General features: G+C 58.8%; 13 protein-coding genes, 1 tRNA gene and 1 pseudogene. 9 read left to right on the top strand and 6 right to left on the bottom strand.

Translation table 11 applies throughout. The features are described from left to right. The first annotated feature begins 340 nt into the window (after nucleotides 1-340). The 5 genes from HX783_RS13945 (at nucleotide 341) to HX783_RS13925 (ending at nucleotide 4,504) form a co-directional block, all read left to right on the top strand. Nucleotides 341-1,114 carry an ABC transporter ATP-binding protein gene (locus HX783_RS13945; protein ID WP_177017246.1) on the top strand — a complete coding sequence of 258 codons (774 nt, stop codon included), beginning with the start codon at nucleotides 341-343 and terminating at the stop codon, nucleotides 1,112-1,114. A gap of 13 nt (nucleotides 1,115-1,127) precedes the next feature. Then, complete coding sequence (locus HX783_RS13940; RefSeq protein WP_177017245.1) at nucleotides 1,128-1,880, top strand: ABC transporter substrate-binding protein; 753 nt, start codon at nucleotides 1,128-1,130, stop codon at nucleotides 1,878-1,880. A gap of 74 nt (nucleotides 1,881-1,954) precedes the next feature. After that, nucleotides 1,955-2,647 carry an ABC transporter permease gene (locus HX783_RS13935; RefSeq protein ID WP_177017244.1) on the top strand — a complete coding sequence of 231 codons (693 nt, stop codon included), beginning with the start codon at nucleotides 1,955-1,957 and terminating at the stop codon, nucleotides 2,645-2,647. Beyond that, nucleotides 2,647-3,336 (top strand): ABC transporter permease, encoded by a 690-nt coding sequence (locus tag HX783_RS13930; RefSeq protein ID WP_106577455.1) that lies wholly within the window; start codon nucleotides 2,647-2,649, stop codon nucleotides 3,334-3,336. The genes HX783_RS13935 and HX783_RS13930 overlap by 1 nt, the downstream gene beginning before the upstream one ends. Continuing rightward, on the top strand, nucleotides 3,317-4,504 hold the full coding sequence (locus tag HX783_RS13925; RefSeq protein ID WP_177017243.1) for a methyltransferase: 1,188 nt from the start codon (nucleotides 3,317-3,319) through the stop codon (nucleotides 4,502-4,504). The genes HX783_RS13930 and HX783_RS13925 overlap by 20 nt, the downstream gene beginning before the upstream one ends. 241 nt (nucleotides 4,505-4,745) lie before the next feature. On the opposite strand, the gene bcsQ (HX783_RS13920) is transcribed toward HX783_RS13925, so the two are convergent. Then, a complete protein-coding gene (bcsQ, locus tag HX783_RS13920; RefSeq protein ID WP_177017242.1) occupies nucleotides 4,746-5,651 on the bottom strand; it encodes a cellulose biosynthesis protein BcsQ in 906 nt (301 codons plus the stop codon). A 186-nt stretch (nucleotides 5,652-5,837) separates the two neighbouring features. Next, nucleotides 5,838-6,695 (bottom strand): cellulose biosynthesis protein BcsQ, encoded by an 858-nt coding sequence (gene bcsQ / locus HX783_RS13915; protein WP_371317679.1) that lies wholly within the window; start codon nucleotides 6,693-6,695, stop codon nucleotides 5,838-5,840. Between the two features lie 436 nt (nucleotides 6,696-7,131). Between bcsQ (HX783_RS13915) and HX783_RS13910 the strand changes: the two genes are divergently transcribed. From HX783_RS13910 to HX783_RS13900, 3 genes and pseudogenes are all read left to right on the top strand, one after another. Beyond that, nucleotides 7,132-7,365 carry a DUF2790 domain-containing protein gene (locus HX783_RS13910; protein WP_177017240.1) on the top strand — a complete coding sequence of 78 codons (234 nt, stop codon included), beginning with the start codon at nucleotides 7,132-7,134 and terminating at the stop codon, nucleotides 7,363-7,365. Between the two features lie 126 nt (nucleotides 7,366-7,491). Then, nucleotides 7,492-7,567: transfer RNA gene (locus tag HX783_RS13905), tRNA-Thr, on the top strand. A 390-nt stretch (nucleotides 7,568-7,957) separates the two neighbouring features. Continuing rightward, nucleotides 7,958-8,242, top strand: a pseudogene (locus tag HX783_RS13900) (DUF3077 domain-containing protein). A 114-nt stretch (nucleotides 8,243-8,356) separates the two neighbouring features. On the opposite strand, the gene HX783_RS13895 reads toward HX783_RS13900, so the two are convergent. From HX783_RS13895 to HX783_RS13880, 4 genes are all read right to left on the bottom strand, one after another. Then, complete coding sequence (locus HX783_RS13895) at nucleotides 8,357-9,067, bottom strand: SDR family NAD(P)-dependent oxidoreductase (protein ID WP_177017239.1); 711 nt, start codon at nucleotides 9,065-9,067, stop codon at nucleotides 8,357-8,359. Nucleotides 9,068-9,098: 31 nt separating this feature from the next. Next, the gene (locus HX783_RS13890) at nucleotides 9,099-9,749 is read right to left on the bottom strand and encodes a DsbA family oxidoreductase (RefSeq protein WP_177017238.1); all 651 of its coding nucleotides are present in this window, start codon (nucleotides 9,747-9,749) and stop codon (nucleotides 9,099-9,101) included. Then, entirely contained in the window at nucleotides 9,746-9,961 is a 216-nt protein-coding gene (locus HX783_RS13885; protein ID WP_177017237.1) for a 4-oxalocrotonate tautomerase family protein, read from the bottom strand. The genes HX783_RS13890 and HX783_RS13885 overlap by 4 nt, the downstream gene beginning before the upstream one ends. Before the next feature lie 205 nt (nucleotides 9,962-10,166). Continuing rightward, the gene (locus HX783_RS13880; protein WP_159953689.1) at nucleotides 10,167-11,453 is read right to left on the bottom strand and encodes an OprD family porin; all 1,287 of its coding nucleotides are present in this window, start codon (nucleotides 11,451-11,453) and stop codon (nucleotides 10,167-10,169) included. A gap of 412 nt (nucleotides 11,454-11,865) precedes the next feature. Here HX783_RS13880 and HX783_RS13875 point away from each other — a divergent pair, with 412 nt between their 5' ends. Beyond that, the gene (locus tag HX783_RS13875; RefSeq protein ID WP_177017236.1) at nucleotides 11,866-13,953 is read left to right on the top strand and encodes a TonB-dependent siderophore receptor; all 2,088 of its coding nucleotides are present in this window, start codon (nucleotides 11,866-11,868) and stop codon (nucleotides 13,951-13,953) included. Nucleotides 13,954-13,968: the final 15 nt, after the last annotated feature.

Genomic DNA, 13,968 nt, shown 5'->3' with positions numbered 1-13,968 from the left:
TAAAGAGGTAAATGCGCACCAAAAACACACACAAAAAGTACGTGACGCTCCATAAAGGGGCTGATAAGGACCGTTTGCCCGGTTAACCCTTCCAACACCCGGCCAAAGCTGGCACCATCGCGCCCTTTTTTACGCGAAGCCTGTGGATTTATCGGGTTCAAACGTCTGTTAGGTTGTTGATGGCGCGACACGCTGCTGCGCTGATGCGACACCCTGCCGCACACCACCTGTTAACCGTCCGTAGCGCTGTTGGCTGCCATCTGACCGCTATGCTAGCTTGGCGCCTCGCCAGGAAGGCGGCCCAACAGCAAGAACGCACTGAACACAATGAGGACCGCACATGGCCGAGGCCGCGCCCGCGCTTGAAATCCGCAACTTGCATAAACGCTATGGTGAGCTGGAGGTACTCAAAGGTATCTCGCTGACCGCCCGCGACGGCGACGTGATCTCGATCCTGGGTTCCTCCGGTTCCGGCAAGTCCACCTTTCTGCGTTGCATCAACCTGCTGGAAAACCCGCACCAGGGGCAGATCCTCGTCGCTGGCGAAGAGCTCAAGCTCAAGGCCGCAAAAAACGGCGAGCTCACGGCCGCCGACGGCAAGCAGATCAATCGCCTGCGCAGCGAAATCGGTTTTGTGTTTCAAAACTTTAATCTGTGGCCACACATGAGCATCCTCGACAACATCATCGAGGCGCCCCGCCGTGTGCTCGGCCAGAGCAAGGCCGAAGCTATAGAAGTGGCCGAAGCCCTGCTGGAAAAGGTCGGCATCGCCGACAAGCGCCACGCCTACCCCGCGCAACTGTCCGGCGGCCAGCAACAACGGGCGGCGATTGCGCGCACCCTGGCGATGCAGCCCAAGGTCATTCTGTTCGACGAGCCGACATCGGCGCTTGACCCGGAAATGGTCCAGGAAGTACTTAATGTGATCCGCGCGCTGGCCGAAGAAGGCCGCACCATGCTGCTGGTCACCCATGAAATGGGCTTTGCCCGTCAGGTCTCCAGTGAAGTGGTGTTCCTGCACCAAGGCCTGATCGAAGAGCAAGGATCGCCACAGCAGGTGTTTGAAAACCCGCTTTCGGCGCGCTGCAAACAATTCATGTCCAGCAACCGCTAACGGAGCAACATGCATGCAGAACTATAAAAAATTCCTTCTGGCCGCGGCCGTTTCGATGGCGTTCAGCGCCACGGCCATGGCAGAAACCTTGAAAATGGGGATCGAAGCGGCCTACCCGCCCTTCAACAATAAAGACGCCAGCGGCAACGTTGTCGGCTTCGACAAAGACATCGGCGACGCCCTGTGCGCGAAGATGAAAGTCGAGAAGTGCGAAGTGTATGTGTCCGACTGGGACGGCATCATCCCGGCCCTGAACGCCAAGAAGTTCGATTTCCTGGTGTCCTCGCTGTCGATCACCGATGAGCGCAAGCAGGCCGTCGACTTCACCGACCCGTACTACTCCAACAAGCTGCAATTCATCGCGCCTAAGGCGACTGCGGACTTCAAGACCGACGCGTCCTACCTGAAGGGCAAGGTCATCGGTGCACAGCGCGCGACGCTGGCCGGTACTTACCTGGAAGACAAGCTGCCGGACACTGAGGCCAAGCTCTACGACACCCAGGAAAACGCCTACCTCGACCTGACGTCGGGCCGCCTGGACGGCATCCTCGCCGACAAATACGTGCAGTACGAATGGCTCAAGAGCAAAGACGGTTCGGCCTATGAGTTCAAAGGCGACCCGGTTGTAGAAAGCGACAAGATCGGTATCGCCGTACGCAAGGGCGACCCACTGCGCGAACGCCTGAACAAAGCCCTGGCAGAGATCAAGGCAGACGGCACCTACAAGAAGATCAACGACAAGTACTTCCCATTCAGCATCGAATGATCTGAATGGCCTGCCCGGCGCGCTCGACAGGGCGCGCCGGCTTTTAGCAATGCCTGCCGCGATATGAAAACACCATGAATTTCGATCTCTACGGATTCGGCCCGGCGCTCGCTGCCGGCGCGCTGATGACCGTCAAACTGGCGCTCACGGCTTTATGCCTGGGGCTGGTGCTGGGCCTTGCCGGTGCCTTGGCCAAGACATCGCCCTACAAGCCATTGCAATGGCTTGGCGGCGTTTACTCGACCATCGTTCGCGGCGTGCCGGAACTGTTGTGGGTGTTGCTGATTTATTTCGGCACGATCAACGCGATGCGCAGCCTGGGTGAAATGCTCGACATCCCCGACCTGTCACTCAGCGCTTTCGCGGCCGGCGTGATCGCCTTGGGTCTGTGTTTCGGGGCTTACGCCACCGAGGTGTTACGTGGCGCGATCATCGCTATTCCCAAGGGCCATCGCGAAGCCGGCGTGGCATTGGGCCTGTCGAAGTCTCGCATCTTCACCCGCCTGATCATGCCGCAGATGTGGCGTATCGCCCTACCGGGCCTGGGCAACCTGTTCCTGATCCTGATGAAAGACACCGCGCTGGTCACGGTTATCGGCCTGGAAGAAATCATGCGCCACGCCCAGATCGCGGTCACCGTCACTAAACAGCCGTTTACCTTCTATCTGGTCGCCGCGTTCATTTACCTGGGCCTGACGTCGCTGTCGATGCTCGCTATGCACGTGCTGGAAAAACGCGCCGCCCGCGGCTTCGTGAGGACGACGTAATGGAATGGGAAGTCATCTATAAGTGGCTGCCGAAGTTTATCCAGGGTGCCATTCTGACCCTCGAACTGGTTGGCATCGCCGTGATTCTCGGGCTGATCCTGGCGATCCCGCTGGGCATCGCTCGCTCGTCAAAACGCTGGTATGTGCGTTCGCTGCCCTACGCGTATATCTTCTTTTTTCGCGGCACCCCGCTGCTGGTGCAGTTGTTCCTGGTCTATTACGGCCTGGCCCAATTCGATGCCGTGCGCGCAAGCTTCATGTGGACGTATCTGCGCGACCCTTTCTGGTGTGCCACGGCCACCATGACCCTGCACACGGCGGCTTATATCGCCGAGATCCTGCGCGGCGCCATCCAGGCTATCCCGCCGGGTGAAATCGAAGCAGCTCGCGCGCTGGGCATGTCCAAGCCGAAGACGCTGTTCTATATCATCCTGCCGCGTGCGGCCCGCATCGGCCTGCCAGCCTACAGCAACGAAGTCATTTTGATGCTCAAGGCCAGCTCGCTCGCGAGCACGGTGACCTTGCTGGAACTGACCGGCATGGCCAGGACCATCATTGCGCGCAACTACCTGACAGTTGAGATGTTCTTCACCGCCGGCGTGTTCTACCTGCTGATTTCCTACATCCTGGTACGCGGCTTCAAACTGCTCGAACGCTGGTTGCGCGTCGATGCTTGCCAGGGACGTTGAGGCGCGCTTTGCGGCGCTGGATGCGTTCCTGATCGAGCACCAAGGGCTGTGGCGACCACGGCCCTTTACCCATCTGCATTTACCCTGGGAAAACCAGCATCCCGAGCTGGCCCAGTGGCTGCGCCAGCGCTCGCTGGCCGATGCCGAAAACAGCCACAACCGCCCCCATGAATTGCCGGCGCCGGCGCCTTTTCCACAGCTGGCTACGCAGGCGCTGCAGCTCAGTGCTGTGGACAAGTTACCGACACAGGCGCTGGAAACCGCTCGCCATCGGCTCAACGTCGACGTGCCGGGCCGCAAGTGGCAACAGATCGAAGCCTTCGGTGCCGCACTGAATTTCGCGCAAAAGCCTACGCACTGGCTGGACTGGTGCGCCGGCAAAGGCCATCTCGGCCGCCGCCTGCTGCACGCCGACCAGCAGCTGACCTGCCTGGAATACGACCCGGCGCTGATCGCCTCCGGCCAGGCCTTGAGCGACCACCACGGTTTATCCGCCAGCCATCGCCTGAAAGACGTGATGGCGGATCTGACGATCAGCCCCGAACACACGCCCGTCGCCCTGCATGCCTGCGGCGACCTGCACGTGCGGCTGCTGCAACTGGCCAGCGCGGCCGGGTGCAAGCAACTGGCGCTGGCGCCCTGCTGTTACAACCGCATCAACGCCGACAGCTATCAGCCCCTGTCCGGCGCCGGGCGCGCGTCGCCACTGAAGCTGTCAATTGATGACCTGGGCCTGCCGCTGAGCGAAACCGTCACCGCCGGCAACCGAGTGCGTCAACAGCGCGACACCTCCATGGCACGGCGCCTGGGCTTCGATCAATTACAGCGACACGTGCGCGGCCTCGACGAATACCTGCCGACGCCTTCCCTGCCCGCCAGTTGGCTGGATAAGCCCTTCGCCGAGTACTGCCAGGAGCTTGCAAGCCTCAAAGGTTTATCCGCAGGTGAACAGGATTGGGCGGCGCTGGAGGCACACGGCTGGCGGCGCCTGGCGCACGTGCGAAACCTGGAGTTGCTGCGCGGCCTGTTTCGGCGCCCATTGGAAATGTGGCTGGTGCTGGACCGGGCGCTTTTTTTGGTGGAACAGGGCTACAAGGTCGAGATAGGCAGCTTCTGCGAACCGGCGCTGACTCCGCGCAACGTGATGGTGCTGGCCGAGCGCGATTAGAGGGCAAAAATTCCTACACGCGCCCTGTGGATAACTCTGTTGATGGAATCTTTACAGAAGCTGTAGTTATCAGTGCTACAGGGCAAAAGCCACGCTGGTCATTTTTTGTTCACAAAATTAAATGCACACAAAACAGGCAGTTGCAGCGTGTTGAGAACGGCTCCACAAAATGGCTGTTTCGTGACAGGCCCGACCAACCGATTGTGCATAAGCATCTGGCGATAAGCGTATAAACCGCACTTTAGGCGGTTGCTTTCGGCGCCTTGAGTACCCGGCAAATCTCATTGATATCGTCACTCGCCAAGCGTTTCGCCACGTTGTCCAACGGGTCTGCGGCAAACGCCAACGCCTCGTTGATCGCCATGTCGCGGTGTACCTCCAGCGGCGCTTTGCCGAGGCGCTGCTTGAACGCCTCAACCATGTCCAAACTGAAGGGGTTGCTCTCATCCACCTGGTTGACCACCACCTGCACCGCCGGTGGGTTCTGGCCTTCAAGGTGCGGGGCGAGCAGCACATCCAGATGATCCAGGGTGCCAAGGCACGCGGCATCGGCCTGCACGATCACCAACACCACATCGGCAACATTCAGCGCTTGATGGAAGTAGACGTTGTTGCCGGCCGGGGTATCGATGATCACCGTTTGCCGCTCGTTTAGGCCCAGTGAGGCAAGCCGTTGAGCCAGCCAGGTGGGCTCATGCTTGAGCCAACGTTCGAGGTTTTCCTGCTGCTGGATGTCGATATCGCCAAAGGTGATGACCTGGCAACCGGCGAAACCGAGCTGCTGTAAAGGGCTCCATTGCCCATGCTCCAGGCTGGTGCGGCCGATACCAGGCAACGCGGCACTCACGCCGAAGTGATGGTGCAAGGCGTTTTGCGGGTCCAGGTCCAGCGCCACCACCGATTCGCCGTGGCGCTGCAAACCGCTGCTCAACGCCGTGGCCAACGTACTGCGGCCAACGCCGCCATTCATCGACACTAACGCGACTACTTTAGGGCGCAACGCGGGGATATCAGTCAATTGGGATTGGGGATGGGTGTTTTCGTCAGCAGGCACGCTGCCGAAAAAGTGCATGCGCGCATTAATGCCTTGGGCATCATGGGTGACGTTCTTGCCGAACAACGCCAGAAGTTCTTCGCTAAGGCTCATAGCCAGCTCCTCACGACGCAGCGTAAAGACGTGAAGGTCGGCAAGCAGGCACTTACCGCAGGTCTTATTATGGGCGTCTCAGTGAAGCATTCTGTGACAGGCGTGAGGAAGTGTCATTATTTTGATGTTTTTGCTGGTTGTTTTTTAGACAAACGGTAAATAGTCAAATTAATGGCCGCTTGCATTTTAACGCAGGCGCGCCCTCAGTGAATGGCACAAGGTGTTCACATCCTGGCTGCCAACACTGTCGAGCGCCGGGTCGAGCGGGTCGTGCCCATAGGCCTGCGCCTCACTGAACGCAGGATCACGGCGCACGGTGCCCAGCACTGCATCGCCCAGACGCAACTTGAACACGCCGGCCATGTCCTGGCTGAAAGTATGGCCGCCATCGACCTGGTTGATCACATAAAACCGTTGTGGGGCCGATTCACTGGCGAGGTACGGCGCGAGCACCTCGTCCATCTTCGCCAAGCGCCGAAACGAAGCGGCGTCCGGCTGAACTACCACCAGCACCATATCCGCCATGGACATCGCCTGGCTCAGGTACACCGTGTTGCCTGCCGGCACATCGATAACCACCGTGTCCTGCCCAGTCAAACCGAGCCCGGCCAGACGCTTGCTGAGAAATTCGAGATCCTGCCCCAGCCAGCGATTCAGGCTCTGTTGCTGCACCGCGTCAGTTTCACCAAAGGCGACAACACGGCACCCGGCAAAACCGCGTTTGGGCAAGGCTTGCCAGGTTTGGTTGAGCAGGCTGGTTGCGCCTAAGCCAGGCAGATCAACGCCCGGACACAGGTGATAACGCAGTGCATTTTGCGGGTCCAGCTCCAACGCCAGCGCCGGATTCCCCTGGCGCTGCAAACCGTTGGCAATCGCGGCGGCCAACGTGCTGCGCCCCACCCCGCCCGTGGCTGAAACCACCACCACAACTTTTGCTGCCGACGCATCCGAATAGCTCGCCCCACGCGGGGCTTCGACCGCCTCGGGCGACGGCGCAGCACCTTGGTTCAACTGGTCCAGCAACCGTTGCAAAGGCTCAGCCACCCACGGCTCGCTTAAAGAGTGTGCACCCAGCGCGGCGTATAGTTTTGAAATGTGATCTGCACGCCCCACCGACTGCTCCTCTCTGTTGAAACCGCTGATTAAATGAGGGCCGCATTGTGTGATATCACGATGATGGTGTCAGTATTTTGGTGTTTGTATCGAAATGCTTTCAGATGAGCGGCATGGCGCCAATATTATGGCCTATCGCTTATGGGTAAATATCTACTTTCAAAACAATGTATTAACCGAATCCTGTGCGTTTATTAACCAAACTTAGGTAATGCGCTTCCGACAGTGAGGCCGCTTCGTATCAGCAAGTACAGATAGCCGCACACCGTACACAACGAGACAAAACCCCAGCCCCGCGACACAGCCCAGATACCTCACAGGCATTCAATGACCTCACCCCACCATTGAAGCCTCAGAGGCCACCACCATGAACCCGAATAACTGGAAAACCTTCATCGCCGCCAGCCTGCTTGCCCTCACGTTCACCGCACATGCCGACAACGGCCACAAGCCGGACATTCAGCGCGTGCTGTCGACCACCGAAGACGCCCGCTCAGGCTGCGGCGTAGTCAATGCACGGATGACGTACTTGGATTCGAAGGGCCAGACGCAGGTGCTGAACTACATGAAATTCACCGACGACTGCGGCGACGGGAATTGAGCTGATTTGCGGTGCCCGAGACGACGAAAAAGCCGTGATCGCAAAAAAACCTTCACTTCTGCAAAAATAGTCAGAATTCAGGGGTTTACAGAAGCTTGCCAATCGCTATAATCGTCGCCCTAACACGCCGGTATAGCTCAGTTGGTAGAGCAACTGACTTGTAATCAGTAGGTCCCGGGTTCGACTCCTGGTGCCGGCACCATATAAGACAAAGCCCTCACAGCAATGTGAGGGCTTTGTTGTTTCTGGGGTTTTAACCCAGGTCAGCCTATGAAATAGACGGCTGCAGCCCCTCCGCTGTTTCCGCCCGCACTTCAGCTTTTATGCAAAATTATGGCTGGGCAATAATTATGGCGTTTCCATAAAACAAATAATTTCATCCGCAGCCAATCCGTGCCGCTTGGATAGGCCACAAAACAACTAATCCAATTTCCTGATTGCTCCCCTCTCCCCGCCACGCTAACCTCCACTCCGTCCCTGCCAATGCAGCGACCGGGCCTGAGAACCCGCTTTTGATGCAGGCGCTAAAAGCGCCACGCATTCGTTGAAACAACGAACGTGGTAGCTCTCACTCGATATGGGAGTCTCACCAATGACCGCTACAAATCCCCCCGCGTTAACCACCCTCGGCGTCACCCCTTTCTCCTTTCACTCAGACCAACCTCTGTTCCGCGTCAACAGCGGCGTCCCTCTGCTCGAAGCCCTGAACCACGCTTCCGATTTGCTCCACGTCGCCAAGCAGCTCGCAGAGGATGCGGCGATGACGAAGGAGACGGACCGTTATGCCTGAGCGTCGCATTATTTGCAGGAGATGGTAAAGGCGGTGATTGATGATGCGGTGAAGGTGTTGGCGTCGCCCTGCAATGCTGAGCAATAAGATAGGAATGGTGTGGCCGGGCGGGCGCTATCGCGGGCAAGCCCGGCTCCCACAGGTGATCTGGAGAGGTAGTTGATAGAGCGCCCCGGCCTGGACAGGCCGGGGCGTTTTTGATCAGTGCCCGGCGCTTTGCCCGCCGTCCACATGAAGAATCTCGCCGGTGACAAACCCAGCGTTTTCCAAATAGATAATCGCCTGGGCAATATCACTCGCTTCGCCCATGTGCCCGACCGGGTGCAGGCTGCCCAAGGCCGCGTGGGTTTCTTCGCCGTGCATCGGCGTTTTGATAATCCCGGGGCTTACCGCGTTCACGCGAATGCCGCGTTTGGCGTATTCAATTGCCAGGGATTTGGTCGCCGAATTCAGCCCGCCTTTGGTCAGCGAGGCCAGTACCGAGGGCACACCGTCAATCGCGTGGTCGACCAGGCTGGTGGTGATGTTGACGATGTGCCCGGCGCCTTGTTTGAGCATCTCGGTAATCGCCAGTTGGGTGATGTAGAAGAACCCATTGAGGTTCACGGCCAGCACGTTTACGTAGTCTTCTTGGGTGTAGCTGGTGAAGGGTTTGGCGACGAAGATACCGGCGTTGTTGATCAGGCTGTCGATGCGGCCAAAACGCGCCACGCCTTCGCGGACTACGCGCTTGGCGGTGGCGGGGTCGGCGATGTCACCGGCCACGGTGAGAATGTCCGGATCCGTCGACGGTTTGATCGACCGCGACGTGGCAACCACACGGTAATCCAGCTCACGGTAAGCCTTCACCGCAGCCGCGCCGAGGCCTTGGGATGCGCCGGTAATCACAACGACTTTTTTAGAATTGCTCATGATGAAACCTCTATCTAGAAAATGGGATGGTTCAAGCAGCCGCTGCGGACATTTCCCGCAGCATCTGTTCGTAGTCACTGACGGATTGCGACCCGGAGACCAACTGCCGGCCATTCAGCACCATGGCCGGCACTGAATTGATACCGCGCTCGCGGTAGAACGCTTCCAGCTCGCGCACTTCATCGGCGTAGGCGGCAGAGCCCAGCACCTGGCGGGCGCCTTCGATTTCCAGCCCTGCTTCTGCTGCTAAACGCGCCAGGGTTTCGTGGTCGCTGACGTTCTGGCCATCGGTGAAAAAACCGCGCAACAGCGTCTTTTTCAGCTCGATTTGCCGGCCTTGTTGCAACGCCCAAAACAACAACCGGTGTGCATCGAAGGTGTTGTAGAAGTGGCTGCGTTTTTCCAGGTCGAAGCTGAAGCCGATGGCTTCGCCGCGCTCCATCAGCATTCTTTTGCCGCTGGCGACTTCTTCAGCGCTGCGCCCGTATTTGCGCATCATGTGGGCGACGGCGTTTTCGCCCTCGGCCGGCATGTCGGGGTTGAGTTCGAAGGGTTTGAAGGTCAGCTCAACCTTCACTTCGCCCGCCAGGTTGGCGATGGCTTGTTCCAGCGCGGTGGCGCCCAGGGCGCACCACGGGCAGACCACGTCGGAGACGAAGTCGATGGTGACGGGCGCGCTCATGACGGTTTCTCCGTGAGCTGTTTGCGGTATTGAGTGGTGGTAATACCGGCGTAACCCCAGTTATCAGTGTCGACTTCTTCGATGACGATGTGGGTCAAGTCAGGGCGTTTGTTGAGGACGCGTTCGAGGGTTTCGGTGAACTCGGCGATGACCTGGGCTTTTTGCTCAGGGGTAACGCCGTCACGGGTGATGCGCAGGCTGACAAAGGGCATGGCAGTGGCTCCAGTGGCCGGCCATCGGGGTGATGGGCTGGCACGTGGGGCTAATTTAGGCGTGCGCCTGAAGGCGATAAAGAGGGCGCCGAGTACTTCATTAGTACTGCGGTGTAACAAGTCAGAGGCCAGCAGGCGCGCATAAAAAAACCCCGAACCAGTCGGGGTTTTTTATCGCCTGAAATCAGGCGCGACGTGCGATCAATTAGAAAACGTTGATCGGGTAGTCGGCGAACAGACGGACTTCGTTACCGCCTACGTTGTAGTCGCTGGCGTTGTTGGAGACGCGCAACCAGGACGCACGAGCGCGCAGGCTCAGGTCTTTGGCTGGGCCGCTCTGAACGACGTATTTGAACTGGTTGAAGATTTCACGCTCGGTGCCACTGCCGCGGTTGGAGCCGTCGTCAATGTTGGTGCCGCGCACGTAGGCGATGTTGTAGGTCAGGCCAGGCACGCCGAAGGCGCTGAAGTCCAGGCCGTAGCCGGCTTGCCAGGAGCGCTCGTCCTTACCGTTGAAGTCGGACCAGTAGGAGTTGGCCAGCAGGATGGTGTTGCCACCGTCGCCGATGCCGCCAGCGTTGCGGTAGCCGCCGTACAGGTAGCCGGTGTCGCCGGTGCTGCGCTGGTGAGCCACGGTGAAGCTGTGCGGGCCAACAGCCCAGGTAGCGCCCAGGCTCCAGATTTTGTTGTCGCGGGCGTCTGCATCACCTTGGTTTTCCAGGGCGAAGCTGCGGTCCAGCTTGGTTTTGTAGCCATTGAAGTCAAAGGTCAACGATTGCTTCTCTGGCAGGGCCAGCACGTAGTTGACGTTGACGTATTGCTTCTTCAGCACGTCCTGCATGTCGGAGGCGTACAGCGCGGCCGACAGGCTTTCGGTGAATTTGTAGCTACCACCCAGGTAGTTGATGCTTTTCAGGCCGCCGCTGTCGCTGCCCTCGGCGCTCTTGCGTGCTTCCTTGGTGAAGTGACCGGCGTCCAATTGCAGACCGGCGATTTCTTTGGAAACGATCGAGGTGCCCTCGTAGGTTTCCGACAGCAGGCGCGAGTTGTCGTATTGCAGCACAGGTACGGCGGGCATCTGCTGACCGTATTTGATCACGGTGTTAGAGATGCGCGCCTTGACGGCTGCGCCGCCCTTGGCCAGGTCGTCGGCTGCTGCGCCGCTGTCGCCTTGCTTGAAGAAGTCGATACCGCCAGCGCCGCTGCGACCTTTACCACCGTCCAGACGGATAGCGTATTGGCCGATCACATCCACACCCACACCCACGGTGCCTTGGGTGAAGCCGGATTCGAACTTGCCGATGAAGCCTTGGCCCCATTCAGCTTTGTCTTGCTTGCCGTTTTTGTAGTCGCGGCTGATGTAGGCGTTACGTGCGGCAATGTTCAGGTGGCTGTCGTCAACGAAACCCTTGGATTGCTCCTGGTCGTTGGCCATGACTGTCGATGCGCTCAAAATCCCCAAAGCGATCAGACTCATCCGTTGTTTCAACATTTTTTTATATTCCTTATTACTGGTTGAGTACGCGCTGTGACACCAGGCTCCGTGTTGCTTTTCTGGTGTCGACTTTTTCCAGAAAAAAGAAGGCCTGCGGACGACTGAACTGCCGCAGGCCTTTTTTTTATTGGATGAGTCATGGCGGTTAGCCACAGGCGTTGGGCGCAATCCTATGCGCGGGTTGAACTATGTGTCAATTTCGTGAATCGTCTGTATTTAGTCAAAAAAATTCTAAGCCAGGCATTCCAGAGCCTTCACGCCAGCCTGAAAAATCCTCCGACTCGCCAAGAAAACACATTGTGTAACACTTTCTACGTCCTACATGTTTGGGAATGCATAACGCGCGCAAATGCAAAGCATTACCATTAGCGCGCTTTTTCCCTCCTGACATTTTTGGACACATTCACCCATGCCTGCCCCTCGACTAACGCCCATCACCCTTGGGCTTTCTGTTCTGCTGTCTGCTGGTTTTGCCTGCGCCGCCACGGTCTTACCGACAACGTCGATCAGCACCGAAGTTGACGAAGACGACCCACGCGTCAAAGAGACCAACACCGCCACCCGCACCGCCACTTCGGTGCGTTATGTGCCCCAGGCGATTGATTCGGTAAAAACCGAAAGCCTGCGCTCTTACGGCACCAACGACCTGGGCCAGGCACTCAGCGGTATTCCCAACGTGAGCAGCGGTGCCGATACCCGCTTCGACAGCCTGCGCATCCGTGGTTTCGACGCGAGCAACGACTTTTACCTGGACGGCATTCGCGACGACAGCCAGTACGTGCGCGACCTGCATAACATCGAGCGCATCGAAGTGCTCAAAGGCCCGGCGGCGGTGTTGTACGGGCGCGGCGGCCAAGGCGGCATCGTCAACCGCGTGAGCAAATTGCCCACCGCAGGCCATAAATCCAGCATCGAAGCCCAGGGCGGCAGCAATGACCTGCGCAGCCTGTATGCCGACCTCAGCACCGACCCCACCGACACCATCAGCTTGCGCCTGAACATGGGCAACGAAGACAGCAACAGTTTTCGCGATGGCGTCAGCGGCAACCGCAAACTGTTTGCGCCGTCGATGAGCTGGCAGCTCACGCCCGACCTGAATTGGTTGGTGCAATACGAATACAGCCGCTACAACCGCACACCGGACCGTGGCATTCCCGGCGTCAACGGGCGCCCGGCAGACGTGAGCCGCAGCACCACCTATTTCGACAGCCGCGACTACATCGACGACAAATCCCAGTCGTTGCGCTCCAAGCTCGCCTATGAACTCAACGCCAACTGGCAACTGCGCCACACCCTCGGCGTGTTCAAGCTCGACAGCGATTTCGATAACACTTACCAGACCGGCTATGACGCCAAAACCAACAAGGTCACGCGCCAGCGCTGGCAGCAAGACCTGACCACCCGCAACGTCTTCAACAACCTTGAGCTGGAAGGTGGTTTCGACACCTTCGGCCTGGAACACCGTCTGCTCACCGGCCTTGAACTGGGCAGCCAGCGCCGCGACCCGAAGCTGTACACCGCCACCGCCGTCAACCGCGGCGGCCAGGCCGTGCCGAGCCTGGACCTCAACCAACCCAATCGCCACCTGAGCCACACCGGGCGCATGAGCCTTTCCAGTTACAACCACACGGAAGTCGAAAGTCGCGCGGTGTACGTGCAGGACCAATTGCGCCTCAACGATCAATGGCAACTGTTGGCTGGCCTGCGTTATGACCACTTTGAAGTGGACACCACCAGCAAGGTGCTCAACACCCAGCAAGACGTCGAAAGCCGCAGCACCAGCCCGCGCGTCGGCCTGGTGTGGACGCCACTGGAGCATCACTCGTTCTATGCCTCGTGGAGCAAAACCTTCTCGCCGGCAGGCGGCGGCCTGATCGGCATCACGCCGAATGCCGCGGGCAGCGTCAACGACCTCAGCCCCGAGCTGACTCGCCAGAAAGAAATCGGCGTGAAAAGCGACTGGCTCGATGATCGCCTGAGCACCACCCTCGCCGTGTACGAGCTTGAGCTTTATAACCGCCGCACCAGCGACCCGCTGGACCGCACCATCACCCTGCTCAGCGGGCTTCAGCGCTCACGCGGTGTGGAGCTGACGGCGACCGGCAAAATCATTGGCAATTGGTACGTGCGCGGCGGCATCGGCCTGCAGGATGCCAAGGTCGAGAAGGACAACAACGGCTTTGAAGGCAAGCGCGTCAGCGATGTGGCCAAGCGCAATGGCAGCCTGTTTATCACCTGGAAACCGGAGATGGGCTGGTACGCGGAAACCGGTTTGACGCTGGTGGGCGACCGTTATGCCGACAGCCTCAACACCGTGGTGCTGCCGGGTTATGGCCGCTGGGATGCATTGGCCGGGTTCCGCCAGAAAGAGTGGGATGTACGCGCGGCGCTGAACAACATCGCCGACAAACACTATTACGAGTCGGCGACCAGTGTGGCGCAGATCCAGCCGGGCGAGCCGCGCAGTTTGGTGGTGACGGGCACCTACAGTTTCTAAGGCCGATCACGCTCC

It is taken from the genome of Pseudomonas sp. D2002, assembly GCF_013385735.1.
Taxonomy (GTDB): domain Bacteria; phylum Pseudomonadota; class Gammaproteobacteria; order Pseudomonadales; family Pseudomonadaceae; genus Aquipseudomonas.
The sequence above is the reverse complement of the archived record's forward strand: the minus strand, read 5'-3'. Positions and strand labels throughout refer to the sequence as shown.

Excerpts from the sequence above, each read along its gene's own strand:
- HX783_RS13945 (WP_177017246.1), top strand. The coding sequence starts at position 341 with ATGGCCGAGGCCGCGCCCGCGCTTGAAATCCGCAACTTGCATAAACGC.
- HX783_RS13940 (WP_177017245.1), top strand. The coding sequence starts at position 1,128 with ATGCAGAACTATAAAAAATTCCTTCTGGCCGCGGCCGTTTCGATGGCG.
- HX783_RS13935 (WP_177017244.1), top strand. The coding sequence starts at position 1,955 with ATGAATTTCGATCTCTACGGATTCGGCCCGGCGCTCGCTGCCGGCGCG.
- HX783_RS13930 (WP_106577455.1), top strand. The coding sequence starts at position 2,647 with ATGGAATGGGAAGTCATCTATAAGTGGCTGCCGAAGTTTATCCAGGGT.
- HX783_RS13925 (WP_177017243.1), top strand. The coding sequence starts at position 3,317 with ATGCTTGCCAGGGACGTTGAGGCGCGCTTTGCGGCGCTGGATGCGTTC.
- bcsQ (WP_177017242.1), bottom strand. The coding sequence starts at position 5,651 with ATGAGCCTTAGCGAAGAACTTCTGGCGTTGTTCGGCAAGAACGTCACC.
- HX783_RS13910 (WP_177017240.1), top strand. The coding sequence starts at position 7,132 with ATGAACCCGAATAACTGGAAAACCTTCATCGCCGCCAGCCTGCTTGCC.
- HX783_RS13895 (WP_177017239.1), bottom strand. The coding sequence starts at position 9,067 with ATGAGCAATTCTAAAAAAGTCGTTGTGATTACCGGCGCATCCCAAGGC.
- HX783_RS13890 (WP_177017238.1), bottom strand. The coding sequence starts at position 9,749 with ATGAGCGCGCCCGTCACCATCGACTTCGTCTCCGACGTGGTCTGCCCG.
- HX783_RS13885 (WP_177017237.1), bottom strand. The coding sequence starts at position 9,961 with ATGCCCTTTGTCAGCCTGCGCATCACCCGTGACGGCGTTACCCCTGAG.
- HX783_RS13880 (WP_159953689.1), bottom strand. The coding sequence starts at position 11,453 with ATGTTGAAACAACGGATGAGTCTGATCGCTTTGGGGATTTTGAGCGCA.
- HX783_RS13875 (WP_177017236.1), top strand. The coding sequence starts at position 11,866 with ATGCCTGCCCCTCGACTAACGCCCATCACCCTTGGGCTTTCTGTTCTG.